Here is an 18,655-nt window from a genome sequence, read left to right as displayed (position 1 = left end):
CCGCTCACACGCTCAGATGTGCGGGAAAGCGCAGATGCCGGCGACCGACCTCGGCGAAGAGCGGATCGTGCTTTGCGGCCCAGACCGCGGCCAGATGCCCAATCAGCCAGATGGCAAGCCCAACGAGCCAGAGGCGCAGACCGAGACCGACGGCCCCTGCCAAAGTGCCGTTCAGGATCGCGATTGCCCGAGGCGCGCCTCCGAGCAGGATCGGCTCGCTCAAGGACCGGTGCACCGCCACCGTGAAACCCGGCACCTGATCACGATGTTCGAAGGTCTCCGCCATCAGACAAGCGCCCCGCCACCGAAGGAGAAGAACGACAGGAAGAAGGAACTGGCGGCGAAGGCAATCGACAGGCCGAAGACGATCTGGATCAGGCGGCGGAAGCCGCCGGACGTATCGCCGAAGGCCAGCGACAGGCCCGTCACGATGATGACGATCACCGCGACGATCTTGGCGACCGGGCCCTCTATGGATTCCAGGATCGACTGCAGTGGCGCTTCCCAGGGCATGGAGGATCCGGCAGCGTGGGCGGCAGGAACCGCGAGCAGGCTGATATGAAGCACAGCGACGGCAGTCGCGATAGGACGACGTGTACGAAGGATGGTCCGGATCATGGATGATCTCCTGAATGGGAGGAAGTTGTGGGAACGGCCGGGGAAACGCGGTAGTCGCCGTCGGGACCAAAGCCCTCGACGCGGGCGAGCTCCACGAGACGCCGCTGCGAACCGCGGCCTGCTAGGACGGCAATGAGGTCGATCGTCTCCGCGATCAGGGCACGTGGAACGGTGACGACGGCTTCCTGGATGAGTTGCTCGAGCCGGAGCAGGGCCCCGATGGCGGAACCGGCGTGGATCGTGCCGATGCCGCCGGGATGTCCGGTTCCCCAGGCCTTCAGGAGGTCCAGGGCCTCAGGTCCGCGCACCTCGCCGATCGGGATGCGATCAGGGCGGAGGCGGAGGGACGATCTGACGAGATCGGACAGCGAGGCGATGCCGTCCTTGGTGCGCATGGCAACGAGATTAGGGGCCGCACACTGAAGCTCGCAGGTGTCCTCGATGAGGATCACACGGTCGGAAGTTTTGGCGACTTCGGCCAGAAGCGCGTTGGTCAGCGTGGTCTTGCCGGTGCTGGTTCCGCCGGCGACGAGAATGTTTGCGCGTGTCGCGACGCCCGAGCGGAGTGTCTCGGCCTGTGCCGGCGTCATGATCCTGGCGGCAACGTAGTCCTCAAGGGTAAAAACAGCGACGGCGGGCTTGCGGATGGCGAAGGTGGGTGCGGCAACGACAGGAGGAAGAAGGCCCTCGAACCGTTCTCCCGTCTCGGGGAGTTCGGCCGAAACACGCGGCGCAGCGTGGTGCACCTCAACGCCGACATGGTGCGCGACCAGGCGCACGATGCGTTCGCCGTCGGCCGGTGACAACCACTCTTCGGTTCCGGTGAGACCTTCGGAGAGGCGGTCAATCCAGACACGCCCGTCCGGGTTCAGCATCACCTCGATTACGGCAGGATCTTCCAGAAGACGGGTGATCGCGGACCCGAGCGCCGTGCGGAGCATACGTGCGCCGCGTGCCTGGCCTTCCGGATTTTGATGTGATGGTGCCATGGGATCCCCGTTGATGCCGGGGATGGCAGGAATGCCCCCAGACGGGGATGATTAAAAGAACCTGATTTTGGAGAGGTTCAATAGCTGTTTAACGGAGGAGTAGTGTGGCGTGCAAAGACAGGAAAATGGCGGCGGGGCTATCGCTGACAAGTCCTTTTAGAGTTCTTGTAAACGACCGTCTCGGGGCCGGGAGGCGACAGGTAGGTTTGGCCTCGCCAATAAACGAAGCGGACATTCGCGCTTGGGAGGCGCATAGTAGCAATCGGCCCATTGCTGTCATTTGTGACGTGACCAATGAAAGTCAGCTTTCCAGAATTTGCATCAGAAACCTGTCGCAAAAGTCGGGCACAAAATATCGACTTTTGCGCCCGACTTTTGCGACAAAAATACCGAAGGCTTTTCAATCGGTCCGGTTCTACTGCAAAAACCAGGAGTTCTGCGACAATCCAGGGTGGTGGGCGGAGATTCGAGGATATTCAGTCGGCCGGACCAGCAAACAGTATGAGATTTCCGTCTGGGTCCAGAACAATGAAATTTCGAGCACCCCAAGGTTCTTTCTTAAGCGTCTGGTGAAAATCCACTCCGGAGGCTTGGAAATCCAGAAAGAGTTGCTTGATCTCGCTTGCGGTATCGACCGTAATTGAGGCGGAGAGCAGATGTTCGCGTTCTCGTATATCATCAACAAACACAGGTTCGCAGACCAGCCGAAGCGCGAGCTGCGCTTTGTTACGTTTAACCTGTCCGTAGAACGGTGGGTCCCCATAAACGAAGTCGATTGCAAAGCCGAGTTTGTCCGCGAAAAAGTCACACGACGCATTGATGTCGGAGACGAACAGTTGCGCGGAGGTGGAACTCAGAACGGGGCGAGGTGCAGTCTGTTTGCTTTGAGTGGTCATGGCATGGGCTCCGGACTTGAGCGCCTGCCATCCCTCGAATCCCAATTGACGTGCGACAAGTTCTTGCGCGTCCATTAGCTTGAAGCTGGATTCAAGTATCTGAGTATCGTTGAGGTGCTGAAATCGTGGCAAAGCAGCCCTGATTTGGGCCGCCACCGGATAGTATCGCTCGCGATGCCAGCGCAAATACTGCTTGGCTTGCTTCTTAAAGTTTTCGAGGTTTGGCATAGGCGCTACCTTTGAAGTTCGCAGGCGGGCATTGCCCAGTCGGCCCGGAGCCGGTGCACCCTACGTAGCGCGCAATATCACTATCGCAAAATTCACGTGAGATTGTCAAGAACCACACTCTAGTAGCTCTCGGCGATCTTCTGTCGCGAAAGTCCCGAGTTTTGTAGCGATTGCGCGCCTGATATTTGCGACGCCGCAAAATAGATACTTTTGCGACGATTGGACGGACCTCTTTCGCGAACCCGCCATTCGATCACCCCGCAACGAACGGCTGCTTTCAGGGCTAAGCTAAGAATAGGCGAACGACAGAAACGGGGACGCTTTTCTGCCTGTCATCTTAAGCATATTTCCCCGTTGTCAAATGGTACAAGAGCATGCTGCGAGGACGCGTCGAGATCGAAACGCAACACCCTTTCAAACCCGGGCGCGGCTACCCTTGTTGGACAGCCCTAATCTGACTCGCCTGGAGCATCCTCTGCAATCTCTTGCCTGAGCTTAGGCCCCTTGGCCAATCGTCTCCCAAGCGCAGTGACGAAGGTATCGTACCGTTCTCCAGCCTTGGCGCGCGCGGCCTGTGCGGTCGGTTTCGGTAGCGCAGGTGTTGTCGCAAGCCAGAAGCGAACGAATATGGCGAGTGTCTCGACAGAAATCCCGAGATCGCGCTCCAACCTGGTCAACCGCCGGTCGATCTGGTCGAGGCGTTTGGTGATAGCCGCCTCGCGTCGCTCATCTGCGTCCGGCGACAAAAAGGACGCAATGGCAGCCTCGACGACCAATGACTGCGAGAGGTCCCGGCGCGCAGCGTAATCGGACAGCATCTTCATGACGTCCTGGTCGAGATAGGCAGAAATCTGGGCCTTCTTCTTGCGAGCTGCCATTGCCGTCAAAGCTCCATGCCATCGCCGGGATCAAGCGAGACTTGCCGTGCCACACCTTGCATGACCCGGATCATCCGGCTGGTCCGGGCGGTGTCATCCTCATAGTCGTCAGTCAGATCGACCTCGAATTCATTTTTGACCGGCTCCTTCTGTTCGACAGCCTCAGCTCTGTTAAGTTCCGGTTGGTGTCGGCGTTCGGATCCGGTTGGATCCTCGTCCTCTCCCATCTTTTCCGACGTTTGTTGGCTGGCTTCGGAGCTGGCAGAAACCGGCAGGTCGCTCCAATCATCGGTCTGTCGTTGGACAGGCGAAGCCGGTTCAGGCGGCGGCAGGATACGTTCGATGAGCCGCTTGTCTTCGTAATAGCGCGCCTTTTTCGCCCGGATCGGCAGCGTGCCCGCAACCATGACAATCTCATCAGTTGGCGGAAGCTGCATGATTTCGCCTGGGGTCAACAACTGGCGTGCGGTCTCGGACCGGGAGACCATGAGATGACCGAGCCAGGGGCTCAGCCTGTGACCGGCATAGTTCTTCATCGCCTTCATCTCTGTAGCAGTGCCCAAAGCATCCGAAACGCGTTTGGCCGTCCGCTCGTCATTCGTGGCGAAGCTGACGCGAACGTGGCAATTGTCGAGGATCGAATTGTTGGGTCCGTAAGCCTTCTCGATCTGATTCAGAGATTGCGCGATCAGGAAGCTCTTGAGGCCATAGCCGGCCATGAAGGCAAGGGCCGACTCGAAGAAATCCAGTCGGCCCAGAGCCGGAAACTCATCGAGCATCAAAAGCAGACGGTGACGGTCGGAGTTTGCCCGCAGGTCTTCCGTCAGACGGCGGCCGATCTGATTGAGGATCAGACGGATCAGCGGCTTGGTGCGATTGATGTCCGATGGCGGCACCACAAGGTAGAGCGTTGTGGGCAGATTGCCATTCACCAAGTCCTTGATCCGCCAGTCGCAACAGCGTGTCACCTCAGCCACAACGGGATCCCGATAAAGTCCAAGGAACGACATGGCTGTTGACAATACCCCGGAGCGCTCGTTCTCAGATTTATTCAGCAACTCGCGCGCCGCACTGGCAATCACCGGATGCGGTCCGGCTTCCCCCAGATGGGCGGTCTTCATCATCGCGGACAAGGTCGACTCGATCGGACGTTTAGGGTCGGACAGGAAAGCCGCGACACCCGCCAGTGTCTTGTCCTTCTCGGCATAGAGGACATGCAGGATCGCGCCGACGAGAAGCGCATGGGACGTCTTCTCCCAGTGGTTCCGCTTTTCGAGCGACCCTTCCGGATCCACCAGGATGTCCGCGATGTTCTGAACGTCCCGCACTTCCCATTCGCCGCGGCGGACTTCGAGCAACGGATTGTAGGCGGCCGATTTCGAGTTGGTGGGGTCGAACAGCAGCACCCGACCGTGCTTCGCGCGGAAACCGGCGGTGAGCTGCCAGTTTTCTCCCTTGATATCGTGGACGATGGCCGAGCCCGGCCATGTCAGCAGCGAAGGCACAACCAGTCCGACGCCCTTGCCGGATCGGGTAGGGGCGAAGCAGAGCACATGTTCCGGACCATCATGACGGAGATAGTTCTCTTCGTAGCAGCCTAGAATGACGCCGTCAGGGTTGAAAAGGTTTGCCGCTCGCACCTCTTGCCTTTCGGCCCAACGAGCAGACCCGTAGGTCTCAACGCGTTTTGCTTCGCGCGCCCGCCAGACCGACATGCCTATGGCAACGGCAATAGACAGAAATCCGCCGGAAGCAGCGATGACGGCGCCGTGCAGAAAGACGTTCGGCGCATACGCATCATAGAAGTACCACCACCAGAAGAAGGCCGGAGGATAGTAGATTGGCCAACCGGCCACTTCGAACCAGGGAGTTCCGAGCTGCCCCTGAAAGCCCAGTTTCCAGGCAACGTATTGCGTTGCGCCCCAGGTGGTGAACACCACAATGAGAGAGACCGCCAAAAGTTGGCCCCAGAGGATTTTTGTCGCAGACATTGTGGCCGTCCTGATTGATTGGTTTTTAGAGCCCAAGCCCTCGCTTGCGCCCGAAGCCCCAGTCCACACCACCATCCGAGCGGGCAACACCCGAGACATGAAGGCCGCGTTGTTTTTCGAGCGAAGGCGTCCACGGCACGAGCTGGAAACCAAGACCGTCATCGATCATTGCGAAACGTCCCGAGGCGAGGTCAAAGCGTTGACGATAAGTGCCGGCGACATACTCGCCGGTGCTCACACGAGTAATCGGCAGTCCGGCATTACTTGCGAGTTTCGTCCCAAGGGCATCAAGCTCGCGGCGACGTAGCGTCTCGATAAGATTTTGCGCATAGGTGACACGCTGTCCCTTGCGCTCAGCAAGGCCCTCCTCGATCAGATTCTCTGCCCGGCGCTCGAGAGCGTCTCTGACCTCGGCACCGAAACCACCCTCCGAGAGCGCAACAGGTTCGCGGGCAATGTTCTGACGATCGAGCCAAGTGGCTCCCGAGGCGGTGACCTGCCGCTCGATGTCGAGATCGGAGCGGACCGCAAGTGCAACGCGCCGCTGCCCGCGCGCATCGGTGAATTGTCGGAGTTCAGCGATAGACCCCGGCGCGCTGTCGCCGGCAGCGTCAATGTCGAGAAGTCTGATGTGGTGGGTCCGCCCGTCGACACCGTCGACGACGGCATAAGCGGACCCTTTCAGTTCATCGTCGAGACCGCGCTCGACCAGGCGGCCGATGACGGGCGTGTCCAGATTTTCGGCGGCGAGAACGTAGCCTGCTGATCCACGCTCGATACCCCGACCAGTCAGGGCCCGGTGCATCCGCTTGATGACGTCTCCACGTTCGCCGAGTTCACGCAACGTCGCCTCTGCGCCCTCGCCAATCACCCATTGACCGGGACCAACCTGATCGGCCAGGCCAAGCGTTTCCAGCTTGCGCAAACGTCCGCCCTTCAGGGCGTGGTATTCATCCGGCGCCCGGTCCGGGTCGGGCGCCATATCAATGATACCGGTCCTGCGGCCGTCTCGAAGAAGCTGACGGTCAAGCTGGGTCCAGCGCTCGGCCTCGACCTGGCACTGCAGATGGTTTCGGATTTCGAGGTCGGTGCGCGGTCCAAGCTCCAGTGTCGCCAGATCCTGGGCGCGGGCGCGCATGCCTTCCTTGATATAGTCGCGGGAAATCACCAGGTCCTGGCCGTCATCAAGCTTTCCGCGCAGGATGATATGGACATGGGGATTGTCCGTATTCCAGTGATCGACGCCGACCCAGTCGAGGTCTATGCCGAGGTCCTTTTCCATCTGTCGCATCAAGTCCCGGCTGAAGGATTTCAGATCGGCGAGGTCTGAGGCGTCTTCCGGCGAGACAATGAAACGGAAATGATGCCGGTCATCCTGGCAACGCTCGGCAAACTCCTTCGGATCGACAGCATCGTCGCCGGGACCGAACACCCGAGCCTTTTCCCCGTCCCGCGTCACCCCTTCCCGGCCGAGATATTTGAGGTGTGCGGCAAGCGGTGCGGATCGTGCCGAATGGCGAACCACCCGGGTTTTGATGACGACGACACGGGATCTTCCGGTCAGCAAGCGATTGGCCAGAACACTTGCCCTCCGGCCACGTCCGAAATGCGAGTGCCTGCCGGTGCTGATCCGGCCCGAGCGCGACACATGTCCACCAGCCTTCTGGGCAGCCGCCAGTGCCTGGGCAATGAACGGGCGGGCCCGCTGCGCGCGCGATGATCGGACGCGCCCGGGCCGGATGCGGAAATCGTGCTCATCGGACATGTGACATCTCCGCAATGTGTAAAGATCCAAGCAAAGTCAGGGAGATAAGCAGTTGGCACACATTGCGGATTTTCACGGCACATTGCGCCACGAAGCAAAAAGACCAGCAAAAACAACCGACCGGCCCAAGCGCACCTTGCGCCCTTTTATCTCGCCATCCACCGGCCGCGTCACACGCCGCCGGCCCTAATCCGCTCTGTCCTGCGCGGGAGCACTCCAGAGTGCGGGCTCCGTCGACTGCGCTCATCGAAGACCCTCTCTGGAAGATCTGGAGACAAACAGCGTTCCAGCCGTCCCGGAGCGCGGGTACCTGCGGCCTGTTTCAGCTGCATTCGGCGCAGCACTGGACCTGCCATCGAGTTGCTGCCGATTTGCAGATGTGTTGGCGATCTTGAGACCCGCAAAGAGCGGTGCGTCACGCCAATCCTGGGAACACACGGATGCTCCGTCAGCGTCCGGGAGGGGTTGGTCGCCGAGTGTCGGGGCGAGCAGCGCGACATAGGTCCGCGTTTCGGATGGCAACGCTCGACAGGCTTTCAGATAGGCGTCGTAGCGCGTTGGGCCGGCATTGTAAGCAGCCAGCATGCCAGTGATATCGCCGTACCTATCGAACATCTCGTGGAGATACGCCGTGCCCGCGAGGATGTTGTCGCGCGGTTCATACGGATCGGCGCCAAGACCGTATCGACCGCGCATCTCCTCCCAGGTTCCGTGCATCAGCTGCATCAGTCCCATGGCGCCGGCGGCGGAGACGGCATTCGGATTGCCGTCGCTTTCCATGTCCAGGACCGCTCGGATCCAATGCGCCGGAACGCCAAAACGCTGCGAAGCTTCTGCGAAGTGAGCGGTATATGGATCGCCTGGTATCGGTTGCCCGGACGTTGCGGTTCCCGCCGACACCACATCTGCCGAAATGCAATCGAAGAACAGGCCGGTAAGGAGAAGGAAGGCAGCGTGACGCATGGCATTACTCCTACCCGCTCGATCGAGAAGTACTGCGACGGTTCTGGAATTGCGTGAGGCGAGCAGACTCCTCAGTCCAGACCGGCGTGAGCTTTGCGGAAATCACGGTGACCGGAAGCGGCCCGAAATATCGGCCGTCAAAACTGTCCGGCGCGTCCGGGTTCATGAGAAAGATTTCGCCCTCACCCAGCCCGCGGCAGCCCTGCCAGCGCGGCAGAGAACGGCCCAACCGGTCACGTTCCCGCGCCTGCCCATACGGCTTGCCCCCGACGAAGATCGTCGCCCCGTTGCGACAGACACCGGTTCCGGGCAGCACGAGCACGTACTTGATCAAAGGGATACCGCGCGGAAGGTATTCCCGCTCAGCGAGGAAGTCGGTGAGTGCCGTGGGCGGCGTAACGGCAACCAGGTCGCCGACCTTCAACTGACCTACGGGTTGCGCAAAATAGAGCCCGACCGGCACACTGGCCGACGCATTCCAGATCAGGCGTGGTTGCCAATCGAAGACCACCGGTGCCAGGGGGAGTGCCGCGGACAGGGCAGTCGCCGCGAAGATGAGCCAGCGTCTGCGCATCACTGTACCCGCCGCCGTTTGAGCCAGGCATGATGCTCGGGCCGCGTATAGGGATGGGCTTCCTCGCCGACGGTCAGGCGGTTGTGAAGATGACGCCAATAGTCCGGTGAGGCATCCGCGGGATCGATGGCGAGCGCCTCGATCGCATCGATCGCCTGCAGCACCCGCTCGACCTTCGGCCAGCCATGGATCTTCAAAAGCAATTCCCCACCGGGGCGCACGAAGGGCAATGTCTGGTAAGGGGCGCCGCGTCCGACTGCACTCAGGATATCGATGCGGGAGACCACCGTGCCGTAGCCGTTCGCCGCCCACCGGACAAAACAGAATATCGACCCGGGCGAGAAACCGACGATGCGGGAGCTGCCGTTGAGAATGTGCTCATAGGACTGGCAGCCGAAACGGATCCAGTGCTCGATCTTGCCTTTTTTCCAGGTGAGTTCGACCAAGGTCATCTCCGCGGTGACCTCGTCGGGGAGCGGATGGCCCATCCAACTACAGCGCGGTTTCTCGCTCATGGCATATCTCCGTCGGTGATTGGAAATTCACGCGAGAGCAACTCGCGCAGCATGTCGGCAACTGTGACCCCGCGCTGGAAGGCCACGATCTTGATCCGCGCGCGCTGATCGGGTGTCACGTCGATGGTGAGGCGCGCGGTAAATACGCTCGCATCGGCGGCGTCTGTTTTCCGTTCAGCAGCCTTTACCCAACGCTCCGGATCGGCTGGCCGTGATGCAAAGCCTTTGCGGGTGGACTGTTTGCTCATGAGCCGGACCTTTCAATCCCGAGCCTGTCAATCTCTGAGACCAAGGCTGCGATTTCCCTGGCACCCGGCGTCTCCTTGTCCAGTTCGCTGACGAGGCGTCCGGACTGCGCAGCGCTCGCAAAGGCAACACGCTGACCGACGGTTTGGAAAAGAACTGGAGGATCGTTGTCCGAAAGAGCTTCAGCCGTATCCCGGGCGATCAGAGTACGGGCAGCGCAACGATTGAGAACGAAGCGCGCCATCAGCTGTGGCCGGTAGATGCGCGCTTCGTTGACGAGGGCAAGCATCTCCGCCGACGCCCAACCGTCGAGCGGCGATGGCTGCACGGGGATCAGAACCAGATCGGCAGCCAGCAGCGCCGAGCGCATCAACCCGGCAACGCGGGGCGGTCCGTCGATGACGATATGGTCGGCGTTCTTGGCGAGATCCGGTGCTTCCCGGTGAAGGGTGTCGCGGGCAAGCCCGACCACTCCGAACAATCTCGGCAGGCCTTCCCGGCTGCGGGCTTCCGACCAGTCCAAAGCCGAACCTTGCGGATCGGCGTCAATGAGCGTCACACGCTTGCCGCACCGCGCCCATTCTCCCGCGAGATTAAGCGCCAACGTCGTCTTGCCGACACCGCCCTTCTGGTTGAGCAGCGCGACGATCATGACGCGACTCCACGGCGGTACAGGAACTTATCCGCAGGGCTTGAAAATCGCGCAGGCGTTAGAAGAATTCCGAAGGAATTCTGGTTAGGAAAGTTACGGGACGCGTAAGCTGTTGGCCTGGCATCGAAATTAAGCGTTTTCGGTCCCCGATAGCACGAGGTTCGGGTCCCCGATGGCACGATAGTTCGGGTCCCTGATAGCACGAGTGAATTCACAGCTTTCCCCCAGAGCGAGTGTTGGCGCGGCGTTGATGGGGCGCGCGGGAGACAGACGCCTCACCGGTCGGAGCGAAAGACAGGCGCGGTGGCGCATCGGGCGATCTGTCCAGTTCCAGGCGATAGCCAGGCAAGGGCTGGCGGTGGACAATGTCGCGCAGGTCGTAGGTGAAATGCTTGAGCGGCGAGAGGCTGCCTGACTTGGCGTGGAGGTGCTTGAGCGAGAAACTCCAGCCATGCTCCTGGCGGCCGCCATGTTTGCGCACGAGCCGGTAAAGCCAGCGCTCAAGACCGCCGGTCAGGCTGAAATAGGCGCGGTCGATGGTCAGCACGAGCGCATCTTCGAGGACCGTGGAGTAGAACCAGTCTGGCAGGATCAGTTCGAGGCCAAGAGGGCGCCCGCGATGGTCGGCCCTCTCCTTCCACTCGTTGATCCACGAAAATCGATGCATGCGCCGTTCGGTCGGCTGACGGATGGAAGTCGCAACGGTGGTGGATTGCAGCCGGTCGAGAGCGGACTTGAGCCGGTCGTAATCCCTCCGGCTGACACCCCGGCCGATGAAGGTCAGGATCTCGTAAGGAGTGGCCGACATCAGACGTGAGGTCCGAAGACCGGCGTCTCGTGCCTCGACGATCTGTGAGGCGGCCCAGATCAGGATATCCGCATCCCAAATTGTCGCCATGCCATGCTCGGCGACGGCCTCGACGCAGATGACGATCGGCCCCGCCTTGAAATCTATCGGTTTCAAGCGCCTGGACTTGGCGAGCGAAAAGAAGGGGTAGGCCATCAGATCCTGCGCGTCGCGCGGAGCAAGATCTCCGGGCAGTGCCCGAAAAAAGTCGAGCTGATCGTGAGGCGAATGCGCCTTGTGGTTCACCAAAGCACTCCTCATCGCACAGCGCGGCCCGAACCGCTTGCCTGCTGCGCATTATGACGCTTTGCCGGAAGCACCTGCCCGCTCGGATCAGACGTGGAGGTAACAGCACCCCGGTTGGCCCAGGCCTGCAGGTCCTCGAGCGAATAGACGACGCGGCCACCAAGCTTGCGGTATGCAGGTCCCGTTCCATAGGTGCGATGCTTTTCGAGCGTGCGCCCGGAAAGGCCGAGAAAACGGGCAGCTTCGGGGGTGCGCAGATAGCGCGGCGGCATTCCGGCGAGCGGATCGGGCATGGTCGAACCTCCAGGAAGTAGTGAGCACCGCTGGTCAGCAGCGGCCGATGGAGGTCACGATGGCGGAGTGGCGCGGCGAAGAGGGAGTGCGAAGATGAGGAGACGAAAATCGCACCCCTTCGAACTTTCGGGCTTTCTAGCGGCGGAGCAGGTCCAGATAGCCGCCGGCAACCATAGCGAGGCCGTCCCGCACAAGCCTTATGGTCGTGTCGCGAAGGGGAGAGGTTTTCCATGGCTCTGACGCCACCCGCCTGGCCCCGAAGAGACTTTCGGCAATCTCCCTGTAGGACGCACCGTTTGTGCGGCCATCGACCGCCCGCAGCATGGATTTGAACCGAAGGCGTTTCTGTGGGGTGAGCCGGCTGTCCGCGCCAATCTCTTTGCCTTCGAGGAAATCCAACAACCTCCCAATTGCCCTGTGACGGGCGCGAGCACCATCGTCCAATCGGGATATAATACAGAGCGGATATTCGGTAAAGCGAGCGTCCTGAAGCAGAAGATGGACGGATTTCAGCCCTTTTCCGAGGATGGCATGCATCCCATCAGGGCCCTGGCGGGTGATCCCGCTGCGGAGGGTTTGAATTGTGAGAAGGCTGGGTTCGTCCGATCCAAAGCCGGATTCCGCTTTTCTCAGGATGACCTTCGACTTATCGGCAGCCGGCTCCCAGTGAATGGGTTCATCCAGAGCCGTCAATTCCGGACTTGTTGCGAAACGAAATCCCCCAGCGAGCGCGGAGCAATGCGTCCATCTCGTCAGGAGACCTCCCTTCGGCTTTCAGGTCTGCGTACTCTCGCTGATAGTTGGGACTTCGTCTTAGGCCTTCCCAGCAAAGATCGGGGACACTCGAATCGTCAAAGTAATCGTACGCAGCGTCTGATCGCCACTGCGAGACATCCGGCACCATCGGCAACCTCCTGAAATGCAGGAAAAATGCAATTGGAGGCCGGAACCATCATAAGTTGTAGTGAGTATGGGAACCCCTTGGGTTGGGAGAACATGATGCGCGGAACGCATCGCCAAACACGGTCATTTCCTCTCGCCTTCCGCCAGCATGAGCCGGTAGCCGTGTTCTGTCATCCATTGCGCGCGCGCCAGATGGCTGTCGTGCATACGCCGTGCCCGCTCGGGGTCCCTATCCGGATCGAGACCGAACAAGACCTGGACGGCTTCTGTCCAATCCGCGCCGTCCGCCTTGGCGTCCAGAAGACGCATATAAAGCTTGAAGTGCTTTCGATCGTAGTCGGTGAGTTGATTTTTGTCCGGCGCCTGATCGAGAAATCCCGGCTCAGTCATCGCGCGTCCCCTCTTAAATTCGTGCCGCCGTGAAAGCAGTGGTGCCCAAGTCTTTTTAACAATTATTGAGATCGGTTGTAAGGTTCGCCCAACGCATCGCGTGATGCATGCAGCGCATTGGAACGGGTGAAAAACAACAAATTCGGCCCGCGATAACCACCGATTACACAGAGTTTTCTGCGCAGGCGTACGAGTGCAACCCGAGGATCAGTCCCGGCACAGCTCGTTTGTAGAGAATACTCCGTGGTGAAATACTCTTCAAGGCGTTGCTCTCGATTTTATGGAAATCCGAGAGGTGTTCGCGCAAAACCTGAGAGCATTGCGGCAGGCTAGAGGCCTGTCACAGGAGGAACTTGCGCATGAAGCAGGAATTGATCGGACCTACATCAGCGCCTTGGAACGCAACGTGTATAACGCCAGCATTGATGTCGTTGACAGATTGGCGCAAGTGCTCGGTGTAGAAGCCGCGCAATTGCTGAAACGACCCTCTGCCGACCTGGAAGAATCGAAACCCGACTTTGATATCTAGAGAAGTACGCAAACTGTGATTGATCGGCGCATTGGTATGCACCAGCTCGTCGGCCGGAACCTTGCCTGCCTGCGTTGGAAATAAAGCCGGACATAGGAGCGGCTTGAAGCGCGTTCGGGACTTTTTCAGCAATTTTTAAGCGGCATCGAACGCGGAAAACCTAATCCGACGGCCATTACGATTTACGAACTAGCTCTGGCGATGGGCGTATGCCACCTGGAATTGATGCGGGCAGTTGACGGGGACCAACCAACCTCAGACAGGGCAGCAAAGCGTCCCCATTTCAGTCGGTCGCGTCGTCGGACGCGCTTCTTAGGACCAGACATTACCAGAACAAGTTTGTATCAAATCGGAGGTTTTACTGGGAGCATGTCAGCTAATACCACGTCGACCAATCGATGCGATAATCTTCTCGTTGATTTTCCGTCTAGTGGCTAACTGCGCAGGGCTTAGGTTTCGTTTCCGCATCGTATTTTGCTGAAAGCCATATTCCCAATCATTAATAATACCGCTTTGATAAAAGAATGCCGTCGCATCACTTCCAACGCTCTTTGTAATATCTTTTCGTATGCGCTTCAAAGAAGCAAAGATAAGATCAGAACGAAAACCGAGGAACCTTTTCACACAAACGTTTCCAACATCCACAGTTCTTTCAGTGGTGTTATTTGAAATTGTGCAAAGCTCAACGATAGGAAAATGGCCGCATAGACATGTTTCGGGTTCACTTGCCTCCGAAATGCCTACCAACTTCCATTCTTTTTTGGCGACTTCCCAATCGGTCGCACGGCTCATAGCTAAGATCGCTTTTTTCAATTGTGCAAAGTTATATCCATCGCCCATTGGTTCACCTTTTGAGTATTTTTTTTAATAATCGCCTTGTCACACCATCATATTTAGCTCGCGGAAAATTAATGAAGCAAAAGTATTGGGAATTAGAAGGTAAAATCCGATGATAAATGATAGACCTAAGGCATTGCAAGATCGTCCTGAATACTTTTTGCTCCCAAAATCTCCTTTCGCTGTCTCTTGGGAATGGGTACCAGAACCGATAAATGTATCGCTAATGCCACTTGGGGGTATTCAGCCAATCACAGGTAAAATGGCTGATTTAACTAATGGCATATTGCATGATGAGCCGTCGGACGCTGAGGTCGAATATTTCTCTACTCTCAATGCTACATTTCAGCCAATTCTACTCGTACTGAGTTTAGCGCTGTTCTCGGATGATGATGGCACTTCAACCGGGGTGCCTTACGCGATCTCAAATCTTCCGATGTCAAAGCGTGGAACAGTCACCACTGTCAACATTCATTCGATCAAAGCGCATCGGGGTGGGGCTGCTTTTCAAGAGACAGATTGGGCCTATGCAGGTTTTGATCCGTTCGTTGGACAATGGGAAGCCTTTTCAGAGATTTCCACCATCCTCGGTCTGAAAGGCGGCAAGGGATACGTTGACGAACTTGGACTGGTAGTCGGAATGTACTACCTCCATACAGACTTTGATCGAAGTGAAGTATCTGAGTTCGACGGATTTCTGCCTGATGAGCGCTCGCGGATTCGGTTTCTTCGAAATAGATTAAAGACAATTTATCAACCATTCAAAAAGGTTGAAACGCGAAGAATTTGGGGCGCTCAAACTCCAATTGAACTATTCCTGTATCAGGAACTCCTCTACCGCGGGCTTCGACCAGAATTGCAGCGGCTTGTATTTCCTGATGGGCGAACATACCCGTCTCTCTACGACGCGTATGCGGATATCGAGCTTCGACATGATCTTCAGTTGGTTACCGAAATAGATATCTTTTTTCCCGATCAGCGTCTCGCTGTATTTTGTGACGGGACGCATCATTCTCGAAGAAGGCAACGCGAGAAAGATAAGAAAATCGACGAGCAGCTTGCAGCTCTCGACATAACTTCTCTACGCATATCTGGGACTCAGATAATTAACGACCTGAAGGCAGCTGCAGACATCGTTTGTTCTAAGCTCTGATGAAGAGCTGGTATATTCATAAATACGCTCTCTCGTCGAGCGCCCAAGCGTCGCTCAGCAAGTCTTTCATCATGACCGCTATTGCTATTCCGAATGTCAGAAGGCGCCAATCAACAGTCGGCCCCTTTCTTGTCGTTCTTTGTGGGAACTGCGAAAGGTGACTCTTTCACTTATTTGCACATTGAGTTGGACGACGACGCGCCACTGTGGATGCACAAAGAAGAGGGAATTAGCGGTCGTTTTCTGACTGAACTCCGGAGTTCAAGAGATGCCCGGCGGATTGCTCCGCCGGGCCGAAGATACCCGCCTCAAAACGGGATCTCGTCCTGGTCATCAGGTGTGCCGTCCTCGGTCTCGGTCTGCTTGGCGCGGCTCAGGAAATCGACCGTCTCGGCGATGATCTCGCAGCCGTAGCGGTCGACACCCGCCTGATCGGTCCACTTGGTGTAGTGGATGCGGCCCCGAACCAGGACCTTCATGCCCTTCTCGCAATACTCCTGAACCGTCTTGCCGAGGCCGTTGAAGCAGGTGATGCGGTGCCATTCGGTGTCCTGGACGCGATGCCCTTCTGCGTCGCGGATCACCTTGCCTTCGGAGTAGCGCGGGCGCGAGGTGGCAAGGGTGAAATGGGTGATGGAGGTGCCGCTCTGGGTGGTGCGGGTTTCCGGGGCCTGACCGATGTTGCCGGCGAGGATGACGATGTTCTGCATGTTTAGTCTCCGTTGCTTCAACCGGAGGGACCGTCCCTCCGATGATGCCCGGCCAAGACCGTCGGGAGCGGCCTGCACGGATGCTTCGGCATCCGCCCGACCCCCAAGGCGGGACGTGGTGCGGGCAGGCGCGGCAGGCGCCAACACGGGTCCGGCCGCGGGGGTTGCCGGCCGAGACCGAACGGGCTTAGGGGATCACAGAAGAGGAGGGACAGGTTTTTCGGGAAAGCGTCTTCGGAGACGCGGTGCGGAAACATCATTCTGGCGGGCAGAAAATCATCGGCAGCCTCGGCCACCCCAGTGCCAATTGCACTGACGGACGACTTCATTATCTGCCACCCGCGCCATGACATCCGCGGTCAGGAGCTATGGCGAGGACGGTTTCGGACTTGGGTACCAGGCTCTGCTCATGTTGCGGAAACGGTCGGAAAACGGGTCGGGGGTATGCGTGAAGGTTCGGTCCGGCGCTGAGGCAGTACCCACCAACCCGTTCCTGTGCGCGACACCCGCGGGTCGCCGCAGCGACTATCGCCTCATCGAATTCCACAGTCGACCAGGACCCGCCAGAACAAGGTGGTGGGACACAGACCGGTTGAAGCCGTATTGGAACGGCAGGTCCAAAGGTTCCGGCTAGGTGTCCGACGTCTCTGCCGTGCGAAGCAGCAGATGCCTGACCAGGCCTCTCCCTGTGCCCGTTCACCGTGACAACACATCCTCGCCGAGCGCGCTGAGATTGGTCATTGCAGCGACCGCCACGATCAACCCGCAAGTGCCGCAGAGAAGGTTGAGCGCAATCTCGGACTCGAGAGCGTTTTTCGCGAGCCCATGAGCAAGCGCATAACCGGCAACCGCCGCCGGTGCCGCGAACACCCCCAGCGCCACGAGACGCAGAAACGGGTTCCTCGCAAACCCCAGGATCGCGATCACCAGACCGACAGAGAATGCCGCGCCACCAAGCGCCGCGAGCGCCGACGGGCCGAAACCAGCGCCAGCGGCGTGGACAAATTGGAACGCCGAGATCCCGGCCATGACCGGCAGCGCATAGATCGCAAAGTTGAAGGCGAGCACGCAGAGCGTAACGGAAAGGGAGATGGCGAGCAGAATGAGCGTCATGACAGCCTCCGGCGTCGGTGATTATTAAGGGATCACGACAGGCTGCCGATGGATACGCTCCGCCTGCGACTATATAGCTTCGCCGGTTCTGCAAGTCTGGATATTTGACCCCGAGACGACTTCCTGGGTCAAGTCTGTCATGCAAGAAAAGGAGGCGCTTACGCGCCACCCTCGTATTTCAGGACCGGGATACCGAGCTTGCGGGCCTTGTCGGCGAGGTTTTCCTGGATGCCCGTGCCGGGGAAGACCAGGACTCCGATCGGAAGCGCGTCCAGCATTGCGTCGTTGCGCTTGAAGGGTGCTGCCTTAGCATGTTTGGCCCAGTCGGGGCGGAAGGCCACCTGCGGCACCTTGCGATGGTCCGCCCAACAGGAGGCAATGAGCTCAGCGCCTTTCGGCGATCCGCCATGCAGCAGCACCATGTCAGGGTGCTTGGCGTGGACCTGATCGAGCCTTGCCCAGATCAGGCGGTGGTCGTTGAAGTCAACACCGCCGGTGATGGCGACCTTCGGCCCCTGCGGCAGGAGCATCTCGGCTTCGGCCCGGCGTTTCGCGGCCAGGAAATCCCGGCTGTCGATCATCGCCGAGGTGAGGTTGCGATGACTGACACGCGAACCATTGCGGGGCTGCCAGGGCTTGCCCTGATGGCGCTCGAAGCCTTCGACGGCGAGGTCCCGGAAGAGCTCCAACGCGTTCCTGCGCTCGATCAGGCTCTGCCCCTCGGCCGTCAGGCGCTCCAGCTCGACGGACTTCACCTCCGAGCCGTCCTGTTCCCGCTGCAGCCGGCGCTGCGCCTGCTCGTTGTCATCGAGTGCCCGTTCGGTGCGCGTCGTGGCGCGGTGGAAGAGATTGACCGTGCCCCAGAGCAATTCGTCGAGTTCGGGTTCAAGACGTGTATCGCCGAGTGTCGCGATCAGGGCGTCGAAGATGTCGGTGACCGCGCTGGAGACCATACTGTCCTCAGGAAGCGGCCTCGGATCGGGTTCGTCTTCGAACGGACGCCAGCCGTAAAGCTGGAGTTCGGTGAGGGCGTGACCGGTCTGAGAGGAGCTGTGGACCGGCTCATTGGCTGCCGTATCGTTTGAAAAGGTCATTTCGGGGTTCCTCGTCGGGTGAGCCGCGCCCATCGCGGCCTTCGTGGCAGCGACCAGCCCACGGACGGGACGGCCGGGCAGCCCGAGAGAAGCGAGGGTCCCGATGGCCAAGTCCGGCTATTTTGCCTCGCGATGCAAAGCGCCTCCCTGGAGGCGCGGCGGAAAATAGCCGGGCGTGGCCATTGCCCGGCCGTCCCGTTTGTGGGCCGCCTGCCCTCTCAAGA

At 59.1% G+C, this 18,655-nt stretch carries 23 protein-coding genes and 1 pseudogene; 3 read left to right on the top strand and 21 right to left on the bottom strand.

Annotated elements, in window-relative coordinates; translation table 11 throughout:
• Window positions 1-4: 4 nt before the first annotated feature.
• The 17 genes from FIV03_RS07000 to FIV03_RS06925 form a co-directional block, all read right to left on the bottom strand.
• Window positions 5-286 (bottom strand): VirB3 family type IV secretion system protein, encoded by a 282-nt coding sequence (locus tag FIV03_RS07000; RefSeq protein WP_152505166.1) that lies wholly within the window; start codon window positions 284-286, stop codon window positions 5-7.
• Entirely contained in the window at window positions 286-618 is a 333-nt protein-coding gene (locus FIV03_RS06995) for a TrbC/VirB2 family protein (protein ID WP_152505165.1), read from the bottom strand. Before FIV03_RS06995 ends, FIV03_RS07000 begins: the two co-directional genes overlap by 1 nt.
• Window positions 615-1,607 carry a P-type conjugative transfer ATPase TrbB gene (gene trbB, locus FIV03_RS06990; protein ID WP_152505164.1) on the bottom strand — a complete coding sequence of 331 codons (993 nt, stop codon included), beginning with the start codon at window positions 1,605-1,607 and terminating at the stop codon, window positions 615-617. The genes FIV03_RS06995 and trbB overlap by 4 nt, the downstream gene beginning before the upstream one ends.
• Before the next feature lie 476 nt (window positions 1,608-2,083).
• Window positions 2,084-2,731, bottom strand: coding sequence for a VOC family protein (locus FIV03_RS06985; protein ID WP_152505163.1), 648 nt, complete (start codon window positions 2,729-2,731; stop codon window positions 2,084-2,086).
• Between the two features lie 449 nt (window positions 2,732-3,180).
• On the bottom strand, window positions 3,181-3,609 hold the full coding sequence (locus FIV03_RS06980; protein ID WP_152505162.1) for a CopG family transcriptional regulator: 429 nt from the start codon (window positions 3,607-3,609) through the stop codon (window positions 3,181-3,183).
• Between the two features lie 5 nt (window positions 3,610-3,614).
• On the bottom strand, window positions 3,615-5,600 hold the full coding sequence (locus tag FIV03_RS06975; RefSeq protein ID WP_152505161.1) for a conjugal transfer protein TraG: 1,986 nt from the start codon (window positions 5,598-5,600) through the stop codon (window positions 3,615-3,617).
• A gap of 25 nt (window positions 5,601-5,625) precedes the next feature.
• Window positions 5,626-7,365, bottom strand: coding sequence for a VirD2 family relaxase/mobilization nuclease (locus FIV03_RS06970; protein WP_152509088.1), 1,740 nt, complete (start codon window positions 7,363-7,365; stop codon window positions 5,626-5,628).
• A 243-nt stretch (window positions 7,366-7,608) separates the two neighbouring features.
• Entirely contained in the window at window positions 7,609-8,328 is a 720-nt protein-coding gene (locus FIV03_RS06965; RefSeq protein ID WP_152505159.1) for a lytic transglycosylase domain-containing protein, read from the bottom strand.
• 10 nt (window positions 8,329-8,338) lie between these two features.
• Entirely contained in the window at window positions 8,339-8,902 is a 564-nt protein-coding gene (locus tag FIV03_RS06960; protein ID WP_152505158.1) for a S26 family signal peptidase, read from the bottom strand.
• Window positions 8,902-9,390: a DUF2840 domain-containing protein gene (locus FIV03_RS06955; RefSeq protein WP_269586233.1), complete on the bottom strand. Its 489-nt coding sequence runs from the start codon at window positions 9,388-9,390 to the stop codon at window positions 8,902-8,904. Before FIV03_RS06955 ends, FIV03_RS06960 begins: the two co-directional genes overlap by 1 nt.
• Window positions 9,391-9,413: 23 nt before the next feature.
• Window positions 9,414-9,665 carry a hypothetical protein gene (locus tag FIV03_RS06950; RefSeq protein ID WP_152505156.1) on the bottom strand — a complete coding sequence of 84 codons (252 nt, stop codon included), beginning with the start codon at window positions 9,663-9,665 and terminating at the stop codon, window positions 9,414-9,416.
• The gene (gene parA / locus FIV03_RS06945) at window positions 9,662-10,315 is read right to left on the bottom strand and encodes a ParA family partition ATPase (RefSeq protein ID WP_152505155.1); all 654 of its coding nucleotides are present in this window, start codon (window positions 10,313-10,315) and stop codon (window positions 9,662-9,664) included. The genes FIV03_RS06950 and parA overlap by 4 nt, the downstream gene beginning before the upstream one ends.
• A gap of 211 nt (window positions 10,316-10,526) precedes the next feature.
• Entirely contained in the window at window positions 10,527-11,408 is an 882-nt protein-coding gene (locus FIV03_RS06940) for a replication initiator protein A (protein ID WP_269585037.1), read from the bottom strand.
• 11 nt (window positions 11,409-11,419) lie between these two features.
• Window positions 11,420-11,701 (bottom strand): helix-turn-helix domain-containing protein, encoded by a 282-nt coding sequence (locus FIV03_RS06935; RefSeq protein ID WP_152505153.1) that lies wholly within the window; start codon window positions 11,699-11,701, stop codon window positions 11,420-11,422.
• A 136-nt stretch (window positions 11,702-11,837) separates the two neighbouring features.
• Entirely contained in the window at window positions 11,838-12,101 is a 264-nt protein-coding gene (locus tag FIV03_RS06930) for a DUF2285 domain-containing protein (RefSeq protein WP_286202270.1), read from the bottom strand.
• Between the two features lie 277 nt (window positions 12,102-12,378).
• On the bottom strand, window positions 12,379-12,606 hold the full coding sequence (locus FIV03_RS32030) for a DUF6499 domain-containing protein (RefSeq protein WP_353621135.1): 228 nt from the start codon (window positions 12,604-12,606) through the stop codon (window positions 12,379-12,381).
• Between the two features lie 122 nt (window positions 12,607-12,728).
• Window positions 12,729-12,995: a DUF2285 domain-containing protein gene (locus tag FIV03_RS06925; protein WP_152505151.1), complete on the bottom strand. Its 267-nt coding sequence runs from the start codon at window positions 12,993-12,995 to the stop codon at window positions 12,729-12,731.
• A gap of 280 nt (window positions 12,996-13,275) precedes the next feature.
• Between FIV03_RS06925 and FIV03_RS06920 the strand changes: the two genes are divergently transcribed.
• Window positions 13,276-13,524 carry a helix-turn-helix transcriptional regulator gene (locus FIV03_RS06920; protein WP_152505150.1) on the top strand — a complete coding sequence of 83 codons (249 nt, stop codon included), beginning with the start codon at window positions 13,276-13,278 and terminating at the stop codon, window positions 13,522-13,524.
• 30 nt (window positions 13,525-13,554) lie between these two features.
• Window positions 13,555-13,755: pseudogene (locus tag FIV03_RS31820) on the top strand (helix-turn-helix transcriptional regulator); the annotation flags it as partial.
• A gap of 141 nt (window positions 13,756-13,896) precedes the next feature.
• On the opposite strand, the gene FIV03_RS06910 reads toward FIV03_RS31820, so the two are convergent.
• Complete coding sequence (locus tag FIV03_RS06910) at window positions 13,897-14,364, bottom strand: hypothetical protein (RefSeq protein WP_152505149.1); 468 nt, start codon at window positions 14,362-14,364, stop codon at window positions 13,897-13,899.
• A gap of 109 nt (window positions 14,365-14,473) precedes the next feature.
• On the opposite strand from FIV03_RS06910, the gene FIV03_RS06905 reads away from it, so the two are divergent.
• Window positions 14,474-15,514 (top strand): hypothetical protein, encoded by a 1,041-nt coding sequence (locus tag FIV03_RS06905; protein WP_152505148.1) that lies wholly within the window; start codon window positions 14,474-14,476, stop codon window positions 15,512-15,514.
• A 308-nt stretch (window positions 15,515-15,822) separates the two neighbouring features.
• Here the strand turns inward: FIV03_RS06905 and FIV03_RS06900 are convergent, their stop codons facing one another.
• The 3 genes from FIV03_RS06900 to FIV03_RS06890 form a co-directional block, all read right to left on the bottom strand.
• Window positions 15,823-16,224: a single-stranded DNA-binding protein gene (locus FIV03_RS06900; protein WP_152505147.1), complete on the bottom strand. Its 402-nt coding sequence runs from the start codon at window positions 16,222-16,224 to the stop codon at window positions 15,823-15,825.
• 696 nt (window positions 16,225-16,920) lie between these two features.
• Entirely contained in the window at window positions 16,921-17,337 is a 417-nt protein-coding gene (locus FIV03_RS06895; protein ID WP_152505146.1) for a hypothetical protein, read from the bottom strand.
• Window positions 17,338-17,495: 158 nt separating this feature from the next.
• Complete coding sequence (locus FIV03_RS06890; RefSeq protein WP_152505145.1) at window positions 17,496-18,431, bottom strand: DUF2493 domain-containing protein; 936 nt, start codon at window positions 18,429-18,431, stop codon at window positions 17,496-17,498.
• Between the last annotated feature and the right edge of the window lie 224 nt (window positions 18,432-18,655).

This window comes from Labrenzia sp. THAF187b (assembly GCF_009363375.1).
GTDB lineage: Bacteria > Pseudomonadota > Alphaproteobacteria > Rhizobiales > Stappiaceae > Roseibium > Roseibium algicola.
Note: the sequence above shows the minus strand (reverse complement) of the source record. Positions and strands in the feature narration are given on the sequence as shown.

Bases quoted from the DNA above. Each gene is read 5' to 3' on its own strand.
- FIV03_RS07000 (WP_152505166.1), bottom strand. From the start codon at position 286: ATGGCGGAGACCTTCGAACATCGTGATCAGGTGCCGGGTTTCACGGTG.
- FIV03_RS06995 (WP_152505165.1), bottom strand. From the start codon at position 618: ATGATCCGGACCATCCTTCGTACACGTCGTCCTATCGCGACTGCCGTC.
- trbB (WP_152505164.1), bottom strand. From the start codon at position 1,607: ATGGCACCATCACATCAAAATCCGGAAGGCCAGGCACGCGGCGCACGT.
- FIV03_RS06985 (WP_152505163.1), bottom strand. From the start codon at position 2,731: ATGCCAAACCTCGAAAACTTTAAGAAGCAAGCCAAGCAGTATTTGCGC.
- FIV03_RS06980 (WP_152505162.1), bottom strand. From the start codon at position 3,609: ATGGCAGCTCGCAAGAAGAAGGCCCAGATTTCTGCCTATCTCGACCAG.
- FIV03_RS06975 (WP_152505161.1), bottom strand. From the start codon at position 5,600: ATGTCTGCGACAAAAATCCTCTGGGGCCAACTTTTGGCGGTCTCTCTC.
- FIV03_RS06970 (WP_152509088.1), bottom strand. From the start codon at position 7,365: ATGTCCGATGAGCACGATTTCCGCATCCGGCCCGGGCGCGTCCGATCA.
- FIV03_RS06965 (WP_152505159.1), bottom strand. From the start codon at position 8,328: ATGCGTCACGCTGCCTTCCTTCTCCTTACCGGCCTGTTCTTCGATTGC.
- FIV03_RS06960 (WP_152505158.1), bottom strand. From the start codon at position 8,902: ATGCGCAGACGCTGGCTCATCTTCGCGGCGACTGCCCTGTCCGCGGCA.
- FIV03_RS06955 (WP_269586233.1), bottom strand. From the start codon at position 9,390: ATGGGCCATCCGCTCCCCGACGAGGTCACCGCGGAGATGACCTTGGTC.
- FIV03_RS06950 (WP_152505156.1), bottom strand. From the start codon at position 9,665: ATGAGCAAACAGTCCACCCGCAAAGGCTTTGCATCACGGCCAGCCGAT.
- parA (WP_152505155.1), bottom strand. From the start codon at position 10,315: ATGATCGTCGCGCTGCTCAACCAGAAGGGCGGTGTCGGCAAGACGACG.
- FIV03_RS06935 (WP_152505153.1), bottom strand. From the start codon at position 11,701: ATGCCCGATCCGCTCGCCGGAATGCCGCCGCGCTATCTGCGCACCCCC.
- FIV03_RS32030 (WP_353621135.1), bottom strand. From the start codon at position 12,606: ATGGTGCCGGATGTCTCGCAGTGGCGATCAGACGCTGCGTACGATTAC.
- FIV03_RS06925 (WP_152505151.1), bottom strand. From the start codon at position 12,995: ATGACTGAGCCGGGATTTCTCGATCAGGCGCCGGACAAAAATCAACTC.
- FIV03_RS06920 (WP_152505150.1), top strand. From the start codon at position 13,276: ATGGAAATCCGAGAGGTGTTCGCGCAAAACCTGAGAGCATTGCGGCAG.
- FIV03_RS06910 (WP_152505149.1), bottom strand. From the start codon at position 14,364: ATGGGCGATGGATATAACTTTGCACAATTGAAAAAAGCGATCTTAGCT.
- FIV03_RS06905 (WP_152505148.1), top strand. From the start codon at position 14,474: ATGATAAATGATAGACCTAAGGCATTGCAAGATCGTCCTGAATACTTT.
- FIV03_RS06900 (WP_152505147.1), bottom strand. From the start codon at position 16,224: ATGCAGAACATCGTCATCCTCGCCGGCAACATCGGTCAGGCCCCGGAA.
- FIV03_RS06895 (WP_152505146.1), bottom strand. From the start codon at position 17,337: ATGACGCTCATTCTGCTCGCCATCTCCCTTTCCGTTACGCTCTGCGTG.
- FIV03_RS06890 (WP_152505145.1), bottom strand. From the start codon at position 18,431: ATGACCTTTTCAAACGATACGGCAGCCAATGAGCCGGTCCACAGCTCC.